Consider the following 17,923-nt stretch of genomic DNA (forward strand, 5'->3'; position numbering starts at 1 on the left):
GTCTTTATGAGCGCGTAGAACGGAGGATCTCTGTAATTTTTTTGCGTTTCCTTGTGGCCCATTCAGGGGTGATAGCGAGCATCAAACTGTATTGCTTCCTGAAATAAATATTCCTGAACTCTTTTTCTGGTGTTGTTTGTAATGCTGCATAACTAGAGGCCAGACCCTCCACGCCACACTCAACAAACCAATAAAGGATCTCATCATCACTAAGAGTCACTTTTCGGGCTAATTCGATACCTCTTTCACTGACGATGAAGTGATATTCTTTGCCATGAATTTCCAGATAGGGAGTAGCAAAACTATCGGGTTGATCAGGGATAATGAAGTAATGGTTTGGTCTTGTTCCCCCACCTAATTGCTCTCCAATTTTGAGAAGTTCTGTGCGTAGTTCTTCAATCGTTTTCATAAGCATCTATTTTGTTGTATGTAAACCGCTCGTCCTATACATCCGTAGCGTTTGCAATTTCTGCGGCCAATTCTATTTAGCGGCCATGATGACCTCTATAACACGCGCTTAATTAGCGCGCAAGATCGGTACGCCTGACCAACGCGCGGTGTATCCTGGCGATAGCATTTCGTGCCTCGTCTGCCAGAGCGACTGGCTGAGTCAATCATCGCGAGCTAAGTGCACGTCCAAGAAAACCGTTCGGGTCACGATGCCTCCAGTGTAAAACGAGCTGGCATTCCTGATCGAAAACCACCCTTAACCCTATATTTAGTAGTAGATATGAAACAGTTATTCATCTAATGTGCATCTATTAGCGAGTAGGCCGGAGGCACTCTTTATGGATAATCCTATATTTCAAAAAGCCGTCGTTATCCTTGTACTCATTGTATGGGTAATAAATGCACTCAGGATAAATAAAAAAAGACGTTTTGATCCCGCCATTGAAGAAGCTAATGCAAGGGAACGCCATGAGTGGCGATATCTCAGATGGGGGTTTCGGGCAATACAAGCGGTAGCGGCAGTGTATATCTTTGTTCAGCTGATTCAGTTTGTACTAAGATAGGACCGCTTGCGATACAGACTCGCGAAGCATATATGTATTTATACGTTTTCTGCCCCGCTTTGCGGGGAAACTCTTTTACTCATTATTCCTGACGCATCACACATGCCAAGAGCGGAGCATCGTGTTATGTTGTTAAGTGAGAGCAATTTATAAGGGCACGGTTTCCGCAATGAGGGAACTGGCTGACATGTGGCAATGATGGAGATGATGAATGGCAAGTGATTTAATTGCGCTTTCTGCTATTGGTATAGCTATCTTGTTTGGCGCAATGAGCCCGGGAGTCAGCTTCCTTCTTGTTGCCCGCACGGCCATGTCCAGTTCAAGACGAGCGGCATTATCCGTTGCAGCAGGTATGGGCTTTGGCGCACTTGTCTTTGCTGCCATAGCGTTAGCGGGTCTTCATACCCTGCTGACTGTGGTTCCATCACTCTACACAGGCCTGAAGATTGTCGGTGGTTGTTATCTTTTATGGCTGGCGTTGAAAATGTTTCGTCGTCCTGCAAATCGGTTTAATGACTCTGCCGCTACAGAGGACGTAAGCGTCTCAAAAGCTTTTTTGACTGGCGTATTAACGCAAATCAGCAATCCTCATACTGCCCTGGTATTTGCCAGTATTTTTTCCGCAGCGCTGAGTAAAAATATCCAGCCTGCTATGTACATCGTCCTGCCCTCAATGGCATTCGTTATTGATGTGTTGTGGTATGCAGTCGTAGCATGTTTACTATCTACTGACGGTCCGCGCCTGGCTTATATTAAATACCGTAAGTTTATAGATAAGCTAAGCGGAGGCGTTATGGCCTTTCTGGGATTACGTCTTCTGTTGAAGTAAGCTCTCATCGGTATTTTTGAGTGTGTCGTAGTCATGACTGTCGTTTCAGCTAGGGTGAACGAAGACTAGGAAATTAAAACCGCAAAAGTTATTCAGTGCAAAAAATTAAAAAGACCAGATTTATGCAGCCTTTCTTGTGGAAAAAAAATATATTAAGTAAATAATAGCAACCGGTATTGTTACAGCAAAAATAACCATGTAATAGATTGCATATACGCCATTTTTTGCTGGCGTTTCAACGTTAGCGCCCTTAGTCCAGTCGTCAATTGTTGAATATTTAAGCGCAACGGTTTCAACAGCCCTCTTAGCGAAAGGAAAGAAAATAGTATTTACAAAGCTAAAGCCTATTATCAGCCTCACTACTGGCTCATGCACATCATTACGCAGGATGAATACAATTATCACATAGCACATTAAGCCATAAATAACATTCCGCAAATAATATCTTAAATTCATTTCATTTAGTCTTTTATAATTACCTAATAGTAAAAACCAAACTTACCCTCTACTGCAGTCAGCGTCAACTTACCAAAATACGTAGCGTTTAGAGGTCGTCTCGCCGCTACGGCCAATAAAAAACGCTCTGTCATGCCTATAACAGGGCTTTGACAATGTGGCGCGGCGGGAAACTACCACACGAACCTCCGCCAAACTGAAACTCTGGTAGCATCATTGCCGTTCAATTCGTTCTGGTGATGGATAAATCCGACTGATAACGATGGTCGTCCCGCCATATGACATCCAGTTAGGTTTTTATGCCCCTCCCGCAAAGCGAAAACAGAGCGGCTCAAGTTACTCCCAGTGTAAAACGTGCTGGCATTCGTCGCCGTAATCCGTACCATACGCGACATAAAATGAATGACGACCCGGGCAACAGAAATAGCACACCATGCAAGAGCTTCAAGACGTTAACAAGAAAGAGGAGTACAAATTAAATAAACCGCACTGCCCTTTCTAAGCTGTGTTTATCAAGAATAATCGTTTAAATTCAATACTTTAAAATTGCCCACTTATTATATAGAGTTACGCCTACCTACCTTTTTCTATCCCAAAACCTGTCCCATCTCCTCTTTTTGCCCCAAAAATGCCCCAAGATTTTCATTAATCAGCTTTCATGAGCGGTAAATCTGACTGCCGCGTCTTATAAAGTGGCGAGATCATCCCTTACCTCATTTGACTGATCTGCTGGTTGAGTCGATCATCGCCAGTTAATTTTATGTCCAGGCTCACGAGGCATGCATGGATGTCTGCTTTGTGCCAAAAGCGGATGTTGCGGCGAGTTAAGCTTTAAGCGTTAACCAGAGTGAGGTAACGTAGGAGGAGTATTTTTTCCGGACTCTACAATCATGCCTTCCATCGAAACTTTTATTACTTTCCTTGTCGCTTTGACGCTTCTGGAGATTTCTCCGGGCCCCGACATGATGCTGACCATCGCCAGGGGAGTAGGTCAGGGAAGACGTGTTGCTTTGCTAACCGTACTGGGTAATGTTTTCGTCGCAGGTTTTGTACAGGTATCTTTTCTGGTTCTGGGACTTGTAACCGTCGTTCACGCGTGGCCGTTTGCGCTTGATCTACTACGGTGGGTCGGTGCCGCTTATCTTATTTGGTTGGGCATAAAGATGATTGCGACGTCAGGCACAGATACCCGGCTGAGAAAAACAGCCAGAATTTCTGACTGGCATGCCGTTAAAGAGGGCGCGTTAAACAGCCTGACTAACCCAAAATCTCTGCTGTTCATGTTTGCTTTTTTGCCTCAGTTCGTTGATCCCTCGGTCGGGTCTGTCTGGCTACAACTGCTTATTTTAGGCAGCATTCAAAAGCTGGCTGGAATTGTGTCACTGGGATCCGTAGCTATGGCGTCAGGCACATTCGGAAACTGGCTGGGTAAACATCCTGCATTCATCAAATGGCAGGAGCGATTTACAGGTGTTGTCATGGTCGCGCTTGGAATCAGAATGCTCTTTGGCGGTTCAGGTGTAGTATCCGTACAAGAAAAATAAAAGTGCCTTACCTGCCAAGCAAATTACGTACCATGTCCGCTTATTGTTCATAGCTGCCATTGGCCCTGCTTACCCAAGGCTTAAATGAGTTATCTAGCTAGCATAATGGATTGTTTCGCTTTCAAGCATATCCTTGTGTGAAGCGACCGCTGTACACACTGGTTAAGATGTAGCGCTAACTTTTGTAATTTTTTGCCTGTCTATCGACAAATCTTAATCAGAAAAATTATTCAGCCGAGTTTTATGAGAAAATTAATCATGCCGCCCCTGTAAAATTTTGAGCTTAACTCCTCTTAAAGACAGGCACATGAAAGTAAATCAAAGTCTTCCTTTTCTGGCGGCCTTTGCCGGAATGGTTTCGGTACAAACAGGCGCAGCATTTGCCAAAACGCTGTTTCCAGTTATCGGCAGCGAAGGCGTGGCTGCGCTGCGTCTGGGTATTTCAGCCATCGTTTTGCTTGCGGTATTTCGCCCATGGACGTTATGCAACAGTGGAGTTTCTTGGGGTTCGATGGCCCTTTATGGCATCGTGCTTGCATTGATGAATCTGCTGATTTACCGCGCGTTTGCGTATATCCCTGTCAGCATCGCCATATCTATTGAGGTGATGGGCCCGCTGGCAGCAGCCTTGCTAACGTCCCGGAAAAAAATAGATCTGCTCTGGATCCTGCTGTCCGCTTTCGGCATGGTCCTGTTAGCAATTGGCGATATACATAATGTGATTGATATTCGCGGCGTGGCGTATTCTCTCGCCGCAGCCCTATTCTGGGGAATTTATGTCATTGTTGGCAAAAGAGTATCGGGTGGCGGTGGGCGCTCTGTTGCGACAGGCATGACTGTAGCAGCCCTGCTCGCTGTACCGCTCGGAACCGCTCAAGCTGGGAGCGCACTTCTTATACCCAGTGTGCTTCTTACGGGGCTTTGCGTGGCGATTCTGTCAAGTATGCTGCCTTTCCTCCTGGATATGTACGCCATGCGCCGACTCCCCTCCCGCGTGTTCGGGGTTCTTTTGAGTGGCTCTCCGGCCGTCAGCGCACTTGCCGGATGGATTATACTGAATGAAAGGCTGAGCCCGATGCAGTGCACAGGCATTTTGTCCGTCATGGCTGCATGTGCCGGCTGTGCGGTGTTTGCTCGTCCAGCCGCGCCATCCTGACGTTCAGGTGCGGTCCTGCAGATCAAAGAGTGGAACCTTCATTCCCGTTTTAACCGGATCGAGTACGATTAGCGTACGGTAGGTCAGAATGTCCTGGTTATCTGCAAAATGTTGCCTGACTAGGTGCTCAAAGTGCTGCAGATCGCGGGCAATCATAATGATGATGAACGACACGCCACCATTGACGAAATAGCACTGCTGGATTTCATCAACGCTACGAAAATAGCGCTTGGCTCTGTCCATTACCATGCTCCGGTCTTCAACGAGCCGGGATTCAATCACGATTGTAATAGGATTACCTACCTGTGCTGGGTCAATAATGGCGATGTTGGCCCTGATAACGCCTTTATCTTCAAGTCTGCTGATCCGCCTCTGCACTGAGGGTGTTGAAAGGCCTACTTTCTCAGCTATAGCTGAGTGAGGAAGGCGGTTATTTACCTGAAGCATATCGAGAATGGATAAATCAAACCGGTCCAGATCGTCTCGCGTGATTTTTTTTCTCATCATAATACCTTAAAAAGAGTAAATGTGACGTTTCCGGCGAGCAAATACATCATTTTACTTGCATGCTGCACTTTATCATAAAGGCTGTTCGTTCAGGGAACCCGCATGAATAAGGAGACAGCATGAGAGAGGGTAGCTGGGTAGTTATAGGCACTGTAATAGGTATCATGTTCTTGTATGCAGCGAATATTTTTTATTCGCTGACCTGACAGACAGGTTCCGGGCCTAATGCCCGGCTAAACTGCCAGGAGCGATCAAGCCAGCGACAATTCAGGAAAGGTTAACGCCACGCGCACGTAGGGTTCTCTGGTTTCGGGTTAGCGCATAGAGCGTTCTGTCCCTGCTAGCCCGTATATGCGCGCTGAGCGCTGATTCAGCCCAGCGTTCCGTAATACGTTCTCCGGGACTGAGGTCAAAATTCAGGATCATCTCCCGGAGCTGGTTTTCAACATTTGTCTGCGGCGTCATGGCTCTGACACTGCATCTGATTGACATAAGATAATAGCGTTCTGTATGGCATCCCGTTTTGGTATCCCAAGCAATAAATCTGAGAACTGAGCATGATTGAAAGTGAAAATGCTTATTGGCGGCGTAACCTATTTGTCTGCATGGCGGGGGCTTTTTCAACGGTTTTTGCCATGACTCTGATGCTGCCATTTCTACCGCTCTATGTTGAACAACTGGGCGTATCCGGACATGCCGCGGTGGTGCAGTGGTCCGGCATTGCGTACAGCGCGACATTTCTATCCGCCGGACTGGTTGCTCCGATCTGGGGCAGACTGGGCGATCGCTACGGCCGTAAAGCTATGCTGGTTCGTGCCAGTTTAGGGATGGCTGTCATGGTGTCACTGATGGGATTTGCCACAAATATCTGGCATCTGATTTTCCTGCGTCTGCTGGCCGGACTTGCCGGTGGTTACTCTTCCGGTGCCACTATTCTTATCGCCGTTCAGGCCCCAGAAAAGCGGGCTGGCTGGGCGCTGGGTATGGTTGCATCAGGCGTTATGGCTGAAAATCTTGCAGGACCGCTTGCCGGTGGCTGGCTTCCGCCGCTCATCGGTATCCGCGCAACGTTCTGGCTGGCCGGCCTGCTCATTTTTATGGCTTTTCTGCTTACGCTGCTCCTTATCAGAGAGTCGGTCAGACCCGTAACAGAAGCTGCCGGTGCGAAAAAAACAGACTGGTCGCGCCTTCCCGGGCGGGCGGCGGTTATCTGCATGCTCACTACCGGCCTGCTACTGATGCTGGCAAACATGTCCATTGAACCCATCATTACAGTTTTCATTCGCACACTTTCATCAGATTCAGTATCCGTTACCCATACGGCAGGCTTGGTGATGTCCGCAGCTGCGCTCGGCAGCGTGATATCAGCCTCTTGGCTGGGAAGAGTGGCAGATAGAGTCGGTCACGTCAGAATCATTGTATCCGCACTTGTAGCGGCTGCGATATTGCTTGTACCCCAGGCTTTCGTAATGGCGGGCTGGCAACTGATTACCCTGCGTTTTCTGATGGGTTTTGCGCTGGGCGGCCTGCTGCCCTGCATCGCTGCGGTTATCCGCCGCAGCGTACCGGAAGAAAATGCCGGGAGCGTAATGGGATACTCCGTATCTGCACAGTTCACTGGTCAGTTTACCGGACCGCTACTAGGCGGATTTATCGGCGCTCATCTGGGCATGCGCTGCGTATTCCTTGCTACCAGCCTGCTCCTGCTGGCAGGTGCTGCTCTTAACTGGCGCGTCATGATGCGCTCTTCGGTCAGTCCGGGCGGCTGACTTTTATACTGTTTTCAGGAGATGATTATGACCACATCCGCTTTCGTTCGTTCGGCCAGTAGCGCACTGCTGGTAATGGATTATCAGCGACTGCTGCTGGACAATTATCTGCCCGCAGAGGCAGCAAAATCCGTACTGACAAAGACGTACGGCCTCATTGAGGCTGCCCGCCATGCTGGCGTGATCGTAATTTACATCACAGTCGGCTTCCGCGCAGGTCACCCAGAAATCAGCAGCCGGAACAGAGTGTTCTCGGGTATCAGGGACCACGGGCTTTTCATAGCGGGGTCACCCGAAAGCGCCGTGCATCCAGATGTTGCGCCTCATCCTGGCGATCCGGTTATCATGAAACACCGAATCGGAGCCTTCACGTCAACCGAGCTAGGGATGCTGCTCGACGCGCAGGGCGTGGATACGTTGATTATGGCCGGGCTAACGACCAGCGGCGTGGTACTCTCCAGCGTCCGACAGGCATTTGACCTCGACTATAAGGTAATAGTCGTCTCTGACTGCTGCGCCGATCCGGATGAAAACATCCACCGCGTGCTTATCGACTCGCTTCTTCCGCAGCATGCAGACGTAGTACTCGCGGATGTTCTGGCTGCGCGTCTGAAAAGTGGGTCTGCGTGATGAACTCTGTTGCCATTCCCCTGTCCCGTCACGATTACAAAGTCATCTCTCTATCGCTCTTGGGTGGCGCGCTGGAAGTGTTCGACTTCATTATTTTTGTCTTTCTTTCTTCCACTATCGCCGACGTGTTTTTCCCGGCGCACACACCGGAGTGGATCCGCCTGCTTGAGAGCATGACGATTTTCTCGGTCGGCTATCTTGCCCGCCCGCTTGGCGGGCTGCTAATTGCGCACTTCTCCGATCGCTATGGCCGCAAGCACATGTTCAACTTCACAGTGCTTTTTATGGCGATGCCGTGCCTGGTGATGGGCGTGCTGCCGGGATACGACCAGGTAGGTTACTGGGCACCGCTGATGCTGTTGCTAGCGCGTATTGTTCAGGGCGCTGCGCTTGGCGGTGAAGTTCCCAATGCCTGGGTGTTTGTGGCAGAGCATACACCCGCTTCCCAGCGCGGGCTGGCGCTGGGTCTGCTTCAGGCGGGCCTCTCATTTGGCTATATGCTGGCCGCGCTGACCGTGACGCTCATCAATAGCTACTTCACCGGTGAAGAAGTAACGCAGTGGGCGTGGCGCATTCCGTTTATCGTGGGTGGGGTGCTGGGATTTATATCGGTCTGGCTGCGGCGCTGGCTGCAGGAAACCCCGGTTTTTGTCGCGCTGCAGCGCGACCGGGCGCTGTCTGAGCGGCTCCCGCTGGCCAATATTCTGCGAAAACACCGCAGTTCCGTTGTACCGGCAAGCCTCCTAACCGTGGTGCTGACGTCAACCGTTATTCTGTCTGTTGTGATACTGCCGGTTATTATGCAGAAGGAGTGGTACTATGATGCGGCTAGCACCTTTAAAATCAGCTGTGCTGGCATCCTGGCAATGAACATCGGATGTATTATCGCCGGGCATGTAGCGGATAAGGCCGGTGCCTGGCCTGTGTTTGCAGCTTACGCTGTCCTGACCGCTGTTGCCGTCACCCTGATGTCTTTTATGTCAGGCTTCGGCACTGGCGCAGTCATTGCAGGATACGTTTTGCTCGGGTTGTGCAGCGGAACTATTGCTGCTGTCCCGATACTTATGATCAGACTATTTCCCTCAAAGGTTAAGGTTACGGGCATAGCGCTCATTTACAATATTGCGTATTCATTATGTTCAAGCATCATGCCGCTATCTTTGCTGGCGTTTTATCATTTCGCGCACTGGACACTTAGCGCGGTTGCATGGGGAGTTGCCGCAACAGGAATAATGACGTTCCTGATATACCGCAAAGGTAGAAGCTTCGATTGACCGGGTGAAATCGCGGGTCAGTGTAAATAAACGCTTTTATCTGACTCGCGATGTACAAAGTTTTTTTATTCGCTTACGCGACCACTTAATCAGAGTTGCCAGCTTCAGAATTAGAGCGTGTCAGAACAACACCTAATTCATCGTTTCACAGGAGCGCTGCCACATTAGTCAGATAATTTGGAAAGGGAATAGTTATTATGGGTTATTTTTTAATTCTGGTAGCAAGCATTGCAGAAGTGTATTGGGCTACTGCCCTGAAAGAGGCAAACGACCCCGCATCGTGGGCCAAAGTTATATTTTTTATCATCTTTAGTTTTTCTCTTGTCGTTGCTGCGTCACGGATGATGAATGCATCTATGGCTTACGTCATTTTTGTCGTATTGGGTGCGATAGGGACTTATCTGGTTGATGTAATAGTTAAGGGAAAAGATTTTGATCTTACTGTTGCGGTATGCATCGGTGTGATGCTGTTCTCAGTATACAAATTAAAGCGGAGTAGCTAATGACGGGATGGTTTTATCTAATTCTGGCTGGATTATTTGAAATATTTGTTGTGTCGGGCATAAGAAACTTTGCCTTGAAGAAATACGGCTCGGGCTTTATTTTTTATACCGTCGGAATTGTCCTGTCGATTTACTTACTGCATCTCGGTATGGAAACAATGGATGCCTCAATTGCTTACTCTGTCTATACAGGCATTGGCGTTGCGGGTTCGATCAGCACAGGTATGCTGCTGTGGGGAGATAAAAAAAGCCTCCGAAAACTATTTTATATGCTGCTGCTTATCGTCTCAGTAACAGGACTTAAGCTTACAGGTTGAACTGCTTTTAGCGGGTTTATAGCCTCCCTTTGAAAAACATATTATTGAGGATCATGGTTGCCGTTGACCCTGCTTATACAAAGCCTGGCTGTTGTATTTAGCTGCCATGATGACCTCTATAACACGTGCTTAATTAGCCGGCACGCTCGTTAAGTCTGACCACCGCGTCGTATAACGCGGCGAGAGCATTTCGCGCTTAATCTACCAAGCTTGCTGGCCCCCCTGCCCGGTAAACTACAGAGTTCCCCTTCCCTGTCGACTTAGCTTGTCTATGAGGGCCATCAGTGCATCGCTATCCGCCTAGGTGCGTTATCATCAAACAGATTGAGCTGCGAAAACATGAGTGATGGATTACAGGTTATAATGTCGCCCGTTCAACAATCAGCGGTGCTATATTGCCGTCCTTGAACAAGAGTTACAGGCTCGCCTTGCAAGAAGCCCCAAAGTCGTTACGTTTTATACTCCCTCCCGCAAAGCGAAAACAGAACGGCTCAAGTGGCTCCCAGTGTAAAACGTGCTGGCATTCGTCGCCGTAATCCGTACCATACGCGACATAGAATGAATGACGACCCGGTCAACCGAGACAGCACACCATGCAAGAGCATCAAGACGTTAACAAGAAAGAGCAGTACAACTTAAACAAATTGCAGAAGCGCCTGCGCCGTAACGTGGGCGAAGCCATTGCCGACTTCAATATGATTGAGGAAGGCGATCGCATTATGGTGTGCCTCTCCGGCGGTAAGGACAGCTACACCATGCTGGAGATCCTGCGCAACCTGCAGCAGAGCGCGCCGGTTAACTTCTCGCTGGTGGCGGTGAACCTCGACCAGAAGCAGCCGGGCTTCCCGGAGCATATTCTGCCTGCCTACCTTGAGCAGCTGGGCGTCGAGTATAAGATTGTCGAAGAGAATACCTACGGTATCGTGAAAGAGAAGATCCCCGAGGGGAAAACGACCTGTTCACTCTGCTCACGCCTGCGCCGCGGCATTCTCTACCGCACCGCCACGGAGCTGGGCGCGACTAAGATCGCCCTCGGCCACCATCGCGACGACATCTTGCAGACGCTGTTCCTGAATATGTTCTACGGCGGAAAAATGAAAGGCATGCCGCCGAAACTGATGAGCGATGACGGCAAGCACATTGTTATCCGTCCCCTGGCCTACTGCCGGGAGAAGGACATCGAGCGTTTTGCCCAGGCTAAAGCCTACCCGATCATCCCCTGCAACCTGTGCGGCTCCCAGCCGAACCTTCAGCGCCAGGTGATCGCCGACATGCTACGCGACTGGGATAAACGCTACCCGGGCCGCATCGAGACCATGTTCAGCGCCATGCAGAACGTGGTGCCGTCGCACCTGAGCGATATCTCGCTGTTTGACTTTAAGGGTATTACTCACGGTTCAGAAGTGGTAGACGGCGGCGATCTGGCGTTTGACCGTGAATCCATTCCTGTGCAGCCTGCTGGCTGGCAGCCGGAAGAGGACGAGACGCCGCTTGATCCTCTGCGCCTCAACGTGCTGGAAGTGAAATAACCTGAAGGCTCTCCGGCAGATTACCGTCGGAGAGCCTTATTCCTGCCCTTCTGCCTTACTTCAGCAGCATCACCCGGCAGCTCTTGCCTTTGATCTTGCCGCTCTGTAGCTGCTTCCACGCCTGGCGAGCAATGCTCTGCCGCACCGCCACGTAGACATGCGCCGGATGCACGGTGATCTTGCCGATATCCGCCCCGTTTAGTCCCATATCACCGGTCATCGCACCCAGTACGTCTCCCGGACGCATCTTGGCTTTTTTACCCCCATCGATCACCAGCGTTGCCATCTCCGCTTCCAGCGGCAGCACCTTGACGTTGGCGGGCGCGTTCAGCCAGTTCAGCTTGATCTGTAGCATCTCTGCCAGAATATTAGCGCGCTGCGCCTCTTCCGGTGCACAGAAGCTAATGGCCAGGCCGCTGTTACCGGCACGAGCGGTACGCCCGATGCGATGGACGTGCACTTCCGGATCCCACGCCAGCTCGTAGTTCACCACCAGCTCAAGGGATTTGATATCCAGGCCGCGGGCCGCCACGTCGGTTGCTACCAGCACGCGCGCGCTGCCGTTGGCAAAACGTACCAGCGTCCGGTCACGATCGCGCTGTTCCAGATCGCCATGCAGGGCCAGCGCGTCCTGGCCAGCATCGTTCAGGGCGTCGCATACCTCCTGACAATCTTTTTTAGTATTGCAGAAGACCACACACGAGGCAGGCTGATGCTGACTAAGCAGCTTTTGCAGCAGGCCGATTTTACCCTGGCGCGAGATCTCAAAGAACTGCTGCTCGACGGCGGGCAGCGCATCCACGGTGTCGATCTCGATGGTCTGCGGCGAACGCTGAACGCGGCCGCTGATCGCCGCGATGGCGTCAGGCCAGGTGGCGGAAAAGAGCAGCGTCTGGCGCGACGCGGGTGCAAAGCGGATCACCTCATCAATGGCGTCGCTGAAACCCATATCCAGCATCCGGTCCGCTTCATCCATCACCAGGGTTTGCAGAGCGTCAAGGTTAACGGTGCCCTTCTGCAGGTGATCGAGCAGGCGGCCCGGCGTGGCAACAATAATATGTGGCGCATGCTGCAACGAGTCGCGTTGCGCGCCAAAAGGCTGGCCGCCGCAGAGGGTCAGAATTTTGATATTCGGCATATAGCGCGCCAGCCGGCGCAGCTCATTGGCTACCTGATCCGCCAGCTCGCGGGTTGGGCAGAGGATCAGGGACTGGGTCTGGAAGCGACTGGCATCGATATGCTGCAGCAGGCCCAGGCCAAACGCCGCCGTTTTACCGCTGCCGGTTTTTGCCTGCACGCGCACATCCTGACCAGCAAGGATCGCGGGCAGCGCCGCAGCCTGCACGGGCGTCATGGTGTGATAACCCAGCTCATTAAGGTTATCGAGCTGGGCTGTGGGCAGAGTATTCAGTGTTGAAAAAGCGGTCACAATATTTTCTCGCGGTAAAAGGCTACGTCAGCAGGCGCGTATCCTCTCAGATCTGCCTCTTTAACGCGACATTTTAATCGGCTCCTCGTTGGGCGGCGGATCGGGCAGCGGCTGCGGCCGGGGAATCGGTTCAGGAACCGGAACTGGATCGGTGGGTACCGGATCGGCGGGCAGAGAGTCTGTGGGATTCAATAAGGTAAGGCCGGACATGTTTTACCTCCTGGTGATGGCATCGCTCCCTTTAAGGGTAGAAGCTGATGAACAAGAGGCAAAAAAAAGCCGACTATTATAAGTCGGCGTCGTACGAATCAATTGTGCTATGCAGTAATTCAAAAAAGGAAGTAAGACAATATGGAGCGCAACGCCCATCGCTTGACGTTGCATTCACCTGCGAGATAGATATTGCCCTGATTCGCCCTTTTGTTTATTGATTTCGCGCAAGTAAAACGGCGTTTCTATGTTCATATTTTGTTAAAAATGTGAAATTTTACAGCCATTTACTGCGATGTAGCCACCAGGTTACTCCGCCAATCAGCACCACCAGCATCAGGCAGAACAGCGGGAAACCCATATGCCACTCGCCGCCAGGGATCCCGCCCAGGTTAACGCCAAACAGACCGGTTAAAAAGGTGCTGGGCAAAAAGACCATCGCCATCAGCGACATAGTGTAACTTCTACGCGTCAGCGACTCCTGCATCACCTGAGTGATCTCATCGGTCATGACCGCCGTGCGGGCAATACACGCATCAATTTCATCAAGACCGCGGCCCAGCCTGTCGGCGATATCCTGCATCCGACGGCGCTGATCGTCATTCATCCACGGAAAACGCTCGCTGGCCAGCCGGGCATAGACGTCGCGCTGGGGAGCCATATAGCGGCGCATCACGATAAGCTGCTTGCGCAGCAGAGCCAGAAAACCGCGCGGCGGGATCTGCTGGTCGAGCAGATTATCTTCCAGGTCGATGATCTTGTCGTGCAGCTCTTCGATAAACTCGCTGGCGTGATCGGTTAGCGCATCGCAGACATCCACCAGCCAGCCGCCACAGTCCACCGGCCCGGTTCCCTCTTCCAGATCCTTGACCACGTCGTCCAGCGCCAGCACCTTCCGCTGGCGGGTAGAGACAATGAGACGCTCATCCATATAGAGACGCATGGCGACAAGCTGATCGGGACGCTCATCGGTGCTGCCGTTGATACAGCGCAGCGTGATTGATGTCCCTTCGCCCATACGCGTAACGCGTGGGCGCAAGCTTTCGCCGGCCAGCGCATCGCGTATGTTATTTGGCAGCAGCGGCGTGGATGCCAGCCACTGCGCGCTCTCCGGTTGGGTATAGTTGAGATGCAGCCAGCACGGGTGTGCGCTGTCAATCACGTCGTCATCGCCCAGCGGCTTTACGCCTCCCTTGCCATCCAGCATCCAGGCAAAAACCGCATCCGGCACGTTAACGTCCGATCCCTTAATCGCCTCCACGGCTCCTCCACATTCAGCACGCTAATAGTGACAGTCTAGCCGGGCGGTGAGAGTAAGCAATCAGATAATTAGCCATCGCACTGAATTTGCAAGGGAAACGGCTGGGCTCCAGCGGGGGCCGAGGGCGCTAAGCGGAAGTTACGCGTTCTGCCTTGCAGTTCAATTACCTGACGTTTAAGCACGTCGGACGATCCCGCCAGTTCATCCACCATCGTGGCATTACTCTGCGTGACGCGCTCCAGCTCGGAAAGCGCCTGGGTGATCTGCGCGATGCCCTTCTCCTGCTGAAGCGTGGCAACCGACACTTCATCCATCAGTTTGCTTAATAGCCCGGAGCCAGAGACGATCTCCAGCATGTTTTTTTCCGCCTCGCCAACGATAGTGACGCCCTGGGAGACGTTTTGCGCGGTGACGTCGATTAATGATTTGATGCTTTTCGCCGCCTCGGCGCTGCGGTGGGCAAGATGGCGCACCTCACCGGCCACCACCGAGAAGCCTTTACCATGCTCCCCTGCTCGCGCGGCCTCCACCGCCGCATTCAGTGCCAGAATATTGGTCTGGAAAGCAATGCCGTCGATCAGAGAGATAATCTCCGTCATCTGGCGTGCGCAGTCGGTAATTGACTGCATATTGGCCGCTACCTTCGTCATCAACTCGCCGCCCTGGCGCGCGCAGCGGGTCGCCTCACCCGCCTGCTGGCTGGCAAGCTGGGTATTGCCCGCATTATTTTTGGTGCTGGCCGCCATCTGCTCCATGCTGGACGCCGTCTCGATAAGCGCCGCCGACTGCTCCTCTGTTTTTACCGACAGCTCGGTGCTGCGTGCGGCGAGCTGTTCGGAGAGATCCATAGCGGACTGCGAGGAAGCACGAATTTCGCGAACCAGGATGGCAATGTTGCTGGCGAGGCCGTTAATGCCGGGAATTAACCGTCCTGCACAGTTGTTACCGAACTCAGGGATCGTCACAGACAGGTTTCCGGCCGTGACCTCATCGATACTTTTTTTAACCGTATTAATGGGAGAAACCAAATAGTAGGTCATGTAAAACCACATAAAAAGCAAGGTTAAAACAGATATCGTACAAACAAGCAGCGCAAGGGTGCTATTTTTCGTGAGAAAGATCACTAATATATTCATTAGCCCAAATGATGCAAACAGGGATACCATTATAAATGTGCGCACGCTTGTATTTCGGAACATAAAAAAACCCTGTTGTACATCGGTAATTGATATCAGTTTTATATCATCGGAAAATGGCTTTTTCATCTCTATTTTTCATTCATAACGTGTTTGCCGTTATGTAATATCAATTTGCCGCACGTCAGATAGATCATCCTGGAAAACAGCATGCCTTAGCTTTATATAGCAACAAATGCTGTTATCGCCCTCTATTTACAGCAAAATATATCATACATAGCAACCTTAATTTTTCTTAATAATAGGTGGAGATCGCGTATCTGAAATAGATTTAAGCCACACTTAAATGATCTGCGCTATGAATATATATAGGGTGACAGGTGGTGAAAATTAACCCACATCCAAAGCAGCACGACAAATCGTTGAAAAAATGACTTTTTAATATTTTATTTATCGGCAGAATGGTAAACAGGAAAACTTACGTTGAGTCATACACACAGCAAAAAATAAAAACAGGAAGCATACCGTGGCATGTCATCTTGATTCTTTGAATATGTTAGCGACCCCCATATGGATTGTTGCCCCGGAAAGCGAAGATCTCATCTTTGCAAATCACCAGGCACAAACTTTATCCGGCGGAGCCTCTCTGAACACCATGCGCCACGGCGAATTTTCTGCCGTGGCGCACCGATACCTCTCCGAGTATGCCACCAGTCTGAAAAACGGTGACGATATTGTTGAGGTCTGGTCGCTGCCCATAGGCGATGAAACCCATACGTTAAGCTGCAGACTGTCTACAGTGGCTCTTGAGGAAGTTGGCGAGGTCATTGTCATTGAAGGCCTGACGCCGCGAGGTAATGCAGGACTCAAGGCGAGCCGCTCGGCCGCCTATCGCCCCCGTAAAAACGGGTTTTATGCCCGTTTTTTTTACACTACCTCAGCGCCAATTGTTTTGGTCGATCCCGCCCGAGAGGGACAGATCGTTGATGCCAACCTCGCGGCGATACGCTTTTATGGCTACACCTATGAAACGCTCTGCACGATGTTCATATGGCAGATCAATACGCTTGGTCGTAATATTTTACCGATCGTCGGGGAAATTGCTCATCTGCCAGGTGGCCATAAACCCCTCTCTTTTACCCACCGTCTCGCCGACGGTTCGACCCGTGACGTGCAGGTCGCGGTCGGCCCCATCGAAATCTATGGCGAACGGCTGATACTCTGTGTCGTCCATGATATGAGCGAGCAACGGAGCCTTGAGCAGGCCCTGGAAAACGCCGAGCGCCGGGATCCGCTTACCCGCTTATTCAATCGACGCGAGGCATTTCAGCAGCTTGAGAAACAGCTTCCAGCATCTAACGATGTCAGCATGTTACTGGTGAATATCGATCGCTTCAGAAATATTAACCAGCGTTACGGGCACAAAAAAGGCGACGAAGTGTTAATTCATCTTGCTCAAGCCCTCAGCGCTTCAGACCGCAGCGTTGTCTTTCGCTGGGATGGGGATGAATTCTTGCTGCTGCTTCCCGACACGACCCTGGCGGCGGCGTTGACGGCAGCTGAGGATCTGCGCATCGAGGTTGAGAACATAGCGATACCGGATATCCCTCCGCTGACTATTAGCGTAGGCATAGCGCAGTATCAGGCCGGTGAGAGCCTGGACTCCCTCTTTCAACGCGTGGATGAGGCGTTATATCAGGCAAAAAACAGAGGCCGCAACAAGGTGTTTGCGGCCTGAGAGTTTCTGAGGCACTGATAGACGACTATTTTCAGGAAAGTTGGCGGTATGCCGCGGCGCTGACCGGCTCCAGCCATTCGTTCGATGCCCCTTCAGCCGGGATCGCCACGGCAATGTGCGCAAACCAGCTGTCGTGCGCCGCGCCGTGCCAGTGTTTTACGCCCGCCGGGATATTTACTACATCGCCGGTCTTAAGCGCACGCGCTGGCTCGCCCCACGCCTGATACCAGCCTCTGCCCCCGGTTACCAGCAGGATCTGACCGCCTTTATGGTGGATATGCCAGTTGTTACGGCAGCCAGGTTCAAACACCACGTTGCCAATATTCACTCCGTCGGTAGTGAGCATCGTCAGATAGCTGGTTCCGGTGAAATACTGGGCGTAGGCTTCGTTCTTTTCCCCGCGTGGGAAGACGCTGTTACCGTCAAATGTCTCGCTCATGTGTGCTCCATTCGTTATCAACGTGATGTATGAAGTGAGTATAACGAGGTACGCCAGGCGCGATTAGAGGGCAAATCAGGGACGGGCTTATGAGTAGTGCTCATAGATAAGTCCCCTCCTTGTGACGTATTACATCTCTTCCCGCAGCTTCATGGTTTTATTGAGCACGGCGCTGAGCAGCAG

Annotated in this window: 19 protein-coding genes and 2 pseudogenes; 11 read left to right on the forward strand and 10 right to left on the reverse strand. The window is 51.3% G+C overall.

What is annotated here, in order from left to right; translation table 11 throughout:
* Window positions 1-4: 4 nt before the first annotated feature.
* Window positions 5-409, reverse strand: a complete 405-nt coding sequence (locus tag RTX96_RS04255; protein ID WP_312670244.1) for an Imm63 family immunity protein — start codon at window positions 407-409, stop codon at window positions 5-7.
* 108 nt (window positions 410-517) lie between these two features.
* A pseudogene (locus RTX96_RS20845) lies at window positions 518-598 on the reverse strand (DUF4113 domain-containing protein); the annotation flags it as partial.
* 190 nt (window positions 599-788) lie between these two features.
* Here RTX96_RS20845 and RTX96_RS04260 point away from each other — a divergent pair.
* Window positions 789-1,013 carry a hypothetical protein gene (locus RTX96_RS04260; RefSeq protein WP_312670246.1) on the forward strand — a complete coding sequence of 75 codons (225 nt, stop codon included), beginning with the start codon at window positions 789-791 and terminating at the stop codon, window positions 1,011-1,013.
* Window positions 1,014-1,224: 211 nt separating this feature from the next.
* A complete protein-coding gene (locus RTX96_RS04265) occupies window positions 1,225-1,842 on the forward strand; it encodes a LysE family transporter (RefSeq protein ID WP_312670248.1) in 618 nt (205 codons plus the stop codon).
* A gap of 120 nt (window positions 1,843-1,962) precedes the next feature.
* Here RTX96_RS04265 and RTX96_RS04270 read toward each other — a convergent pair whose 3' ends face one another.
* Window positions 1,963-2,298 carry a colicin E1 family microcin immunity protein gene (locus RTX96_RS04270; RefSeq protein ID WP_312670250.1) on the reverse strand — a complete coding sequence of 112 codons (336 nt, stop codon included), beginning with the start codon at window positions 2,296-2,298 and terminating at the stop codon, window positions 1,963-1,965.
* 890 nt (window positions 2,299-3,188) lie between these two features.
* On the opposite strand from RTX96_RS04270, the gene RTX96_RS04275 reads away from it, so the two are divergent.
* Together RTX96_RS04275 and RTX96_RS04280 are read left to right on the forward strand one after the other, a co-directional pair.
* On the forward strand, window positions 3,189-3,842 hold the full coding sequence (locus RTX96_RS04275; RefSeq protein ID WP_312670252.1) for a LysE family translocator: 654 nt from the start codon (window positions 3,189-3,191) through the stop codon (window positions 3,840-3,842).
* 307 nt (window positions 3,843-4,149) lie between these two features.
* The gene (locus tag RTX96_RS04280; protein ID WP_312670254.1) at window positions 4,150-4,998 is read left to right on the forward strand and encodes an EamA family transporter; all 849 of its coding nucleotides are present in this window, start codon (window positions 4,150-4,152) and stop codon (window positions 4,996-4,998) included.
* A 3-nt stretch (window positions 4,999-5,001) separates the two neighbouring features.
* On the opposite strand, the gene RTX96_RS04285 is transcribed toward RTX96_RS04280, so the two are convergent.
* Complete coding sequence (locus tag RTX96_RS04285; protein ID WP_312670256.1) at window positions 5,002-5,502, reverse strand: Lrp/AsnC family transcriptional regulator; 501 nt, start codon at window positions 5,500-5,502, stop codon at window positions 5,002-5,004.
* A 560-nt stretch (window positions 5,503-6,062) separates the two neighbouring features.
* Between RTX96_RS04285 and RTX96_RS04290 the strand changes: the two genes are divergently transcribed.
* From RTX96_RS04290 to RTX96_RS04310, 5 genes are all read left to right on the forward strand, one after another.
* The gene (locus RTX96_RS04290) at window positions 6,063-7,274 is read left to right on the forward strand and encodes an MFS transporter (RefSeq protein ID WP_312670257.1); all 1,212 of its coding nucleotides are present in this window, start codon (window positions 6,063-6,065) and stop codon (window positions 7,272-7,274) included.
* 27 nt (window positions 7,275-7,301) lie between these two features.
* Window positions 7,302-7,904, forward strand: coding sequence for an isochorismatase family cysteine hydrolase (locus tag RTX96_RS04295; protein WP_312670258.1), 603 nt, complete (start codon window positions 7,302-7,304; stop codon window positions 7,902-7,904).
* Window positions 7,904-9,178, forward strand: a complete 1,275-nt coding sequence (locus tag RTX96_RS04300) for an MFS transporter (RefSeq protein ID WP_312670356.1) — start codon at window positions 7,904-7,906, stop codon at window positions 9,176-9,178. The genes RTX96_RS04295 and RTX96_RS04300 overlap by 1 nt, the downstream gene beginning before the upstream one ends.
* Window positions 9,179-9,375: 197 nt before the next feature.
* Window positions 9,376-9,681, forward strand: a complete 306-nt coding sequence (locus tag RTX96_RS04305) for an SMR family transporter (protein ID WP_312670260.1) — start codon at window positions 9,376-9,378, stop codon at window positions 9,679-9,681.
* Window positions 9,681-9,998 (forward strand): SMR family transporter, encoded by a 318-nt coding sequence (locus RTX96_RS04310; RefSeq protein WP_312670262.1) that lies wholly within the window; start codon window positions 9,681-9,683, stop codon window positions 9,996-9,998. Before RTX96_RS04305 ends, RTX96_RS04310 begins: the two co-directional genes overlap by 1 nt.
* 129 nt (window positions 9,999-10,127) lie before the next feature.
* Here RTX96_RS04310 and RTX96_RS04315 read toward each other — a convergent pair.
* Window positions 10,128-10,333, reverse strand: a pseudogene (locus RTX96_RS04315) (DUF4113 domain-containing protein); the annotation flags it as partial.
* A gap of 258 nt (window positions 10,334-10,591) precedes the next feature.
* Between RTX96_RS04315 and ttcA the strand changes: the two are divergent.
* Window positions 10,592-11,527 carry a tRNA 2-thiocytidine(32) synthetase TtcA gene (gene ttcA, locus RTX96_RS04320; protein ID WP_103820090.1) on the forward strand — a complete coding sequence of 312 codons (936 nt, stop codon included), beginning with the start codon at window positions 10,592-10,594 and terminating at the stop codon, window positions 11,525-11,527.
* A 55-nt stretch (window positions 11,528-11,582) separates the two neighbouring features.
* Here the strand turns inward: ttcA and dbpA are convergent, their stop codons facing one another.
* The 4 genes from dbpA to RTX96_RS04340 form a co-directional block, all read right to left on the reverse strand.
* Window positions 11,583-12,956 carry an ATP-dependent RNA helicase DbpA gene (gene dbpA / locus RTX96_RS04325; RefSeq protein WP_312670264.1) on the reverse strand — a complete coding sequence of 458 codons (1,374 nt, stop codon included), beginning with the start codon at window positions 12,954-12,956 and terminating at the stop codon, window positions 11,583-11,585.
* 60 nt (window positions 12,957-13,016) lie between these two features.
* Window positions 13,017-13,166 carry a hypothetical protein gene (locus tag RTX96_RS04330; protein WP_181016622.1) on the reverse strand — a complete coding sequence of 50 codons (150 nt, stop codon included), beginning with the start codon at window positions 13,164-13,166 and terminating at the stop codon, window positions 13,017-13,019.
* Window positions 13,167-13,443: 277 nt separating this feature from the next.
* A complete protein-coding gene (gene zntB, locus RTX96_RS04335) occupies window positions 13,444-14,427 on the reverse strand; it encodes a zinc transporter ZntB (protein WP_312670266.1) in 984 nt (327 codons plus the stop codon).
* Window positions 14,428-14,495: 68 nt separating this feature from the next.
* Complete coding sequence (locus RTX96_RS04340; RefSeq protein WP_103820269.1) at window positions 14,496-15,626, reverse strand: methyl-accepting chemotaxis protein; 1,131 nt, start codon at window positions 15,624-15,626, stop codon at window positions 14,496-14,498.
* A gap of 490 nt (window positions 15,627-16,116) precedes the next feature.
* Between RTX96_RS04340 and RTX96_RS04345 the strand changes: the two genes are divergently transcribed.
* Window positions 16,117-17,301, forward strand: a complete 1,185-nt coding sequence (locus RTX96_RS04345; RefSeq protein WP_312670357.1) for a sensor domain-containing diguanylate cyclase — start codon at window positions 16,117-16,119, stop codon at window positions 17,299-17,301.
* Window positions 17,302-17,332: 31 nt separating this feature from the next.
* On the opposite strand, the gene RTX96_RS04350 is transcribed toward RTX96_RS04345, so the two are convergent.
* Window positions 17,333-17,740, reverse strand: coding sequence for a cupin domain-containing protein (locus RTX96_RS04350; RefSeq protein WP_312670268.1), 408 nt, complete (start codon window positions 17,738-17,740; stop codon window positions 17,333-17,335).
* Window positions 17,741-17,923: the final 183 nt, after the last annotated feature.

The organism is Pseudescherichia sp., from assembly GCF_032052675.1.
GTDB lineage: Bacteria > Pseudomonadota > Gammaproteobacteria > Enterobacterales > Enterobacteriaceae > Pseudescherichia.

Bases quoted from the DNA above. Each gene is read 5' to 3' on its own strand.
- RTX96_RS04290 (WP_312670257.1), top strand. From the start codon at position 6,063: ATGATTGAAAGTGAAAATGCTTATTGGCGGCGTAACCTATTTGTCTGC.
- RTX96_RS04340 (WP_103820269.1), bottom strand. From the start codon at position 15,626: ATGTTCCGAAATACAAGCGTGCGCACATTTATAATGGTATCCCTGTTT.
- RTX96_RS04345 (WP_312670357.1), top strand. From the start codon at position 16,117: ATGTTAGCGACCCCCATATGGATTGTTGCCCCGGAAAGCGAAGATCTC.
- RTX96_RS04300 (WP_312670356.1), top strand. From the start codon at position 7,904: ATGAACTCTGTTGCCATTCCCCTGTCCCGTCACGATTACAAAGTCATC.
- RTX96_RS04270 (WP_312670250.1), bottom strand. From the start codon at position 2,298: ATGAATTTAAGATATTATTTGCGGAATGTTATTTATGGCTTAATGTGC.
- ttcA (WP_103820090.1), top strand. From the start codon at position 10,592: ATGCAAGAGCATCAAGACGTTAACAAGAAAGAGCAGTACAACTTAAAC.
- RTX96_RS04285 (WP_312670256.1), bottom strand. From the start codon at position 5,502: ATGAGAAAAAAAATCACGCGAGACGATCTGGACCGGTTTGATTTATCC.
- RTX96_RS04295 (WP_312670258.1), top strand. From the start codon at position 7,302: ATGACCACATCCGCTTTCGTTCGTTCGGCCAGTAGCGCACTGCTGGTA.
- RTX96_RS04350 (WP_312670268.1), bottom strand. From the start codon at position 17,740: ATGAGCGAGACATTTGACGGTAACAGCGTCTTCCCACGCGGGGAAAAG.
- RTX96_RS04275 (WP_312670252.1), top strand. From the start codon at position 3,189: ATGCCTTCCATCGAAACTTTTATTACTTTCCTTGTCGCTTTGACGCTT.
- RTX96_RS04310 (WP_312670262.1), top strand. From the start codon at position 9,681: ATGACGGGATGGTTTTATCTAATTCTGGCTGGATTATTTGAAATATTT.
- RTX96_RS04260 (WP_312670246.1), top strand. From the start codon at position 789: ATGGATAATCCTATATTTCAAAAAGCCGTCGTTATCCTTGTACTCATT.
- RTX96_RS04265 (WP_312670248.1), top strand. From the start codon at position 1,225: ATGGCAAGTGATTTAATTGCGCTTTCTGCTATTGGTATAGCTATCTTG.
- RTX96_RS04305 (WP_312670260.1), top strand. From the start codon at position 9,376: ATGGGTTATTTTTTAATTCTGGTAGCAAGCATTGCAGAAGTGTATTGG.
- RTX96_RS04330 (WP_181016622.1), bottom strand. From the start codon at position 13,166: ATGTCCGGCCTTACCTTATTGAATCCCACAGACTCTCTGCCCGCCGAT.
- RTX96_RS04280 (WP_312670254.1), top strand. From the start codon at position 4,150: ATGAAAGTAAATCAAAGTCTTCCTTTTCTGGCGGCCTTTGCCGGAATG.
- RTX96_RS04255 (WP_312670244.1), bottom strand. From the start codon at position 409: ATGAAAACGATTGAAGAACTACGCACAGAACTTCTCAAAATTGGAGAG.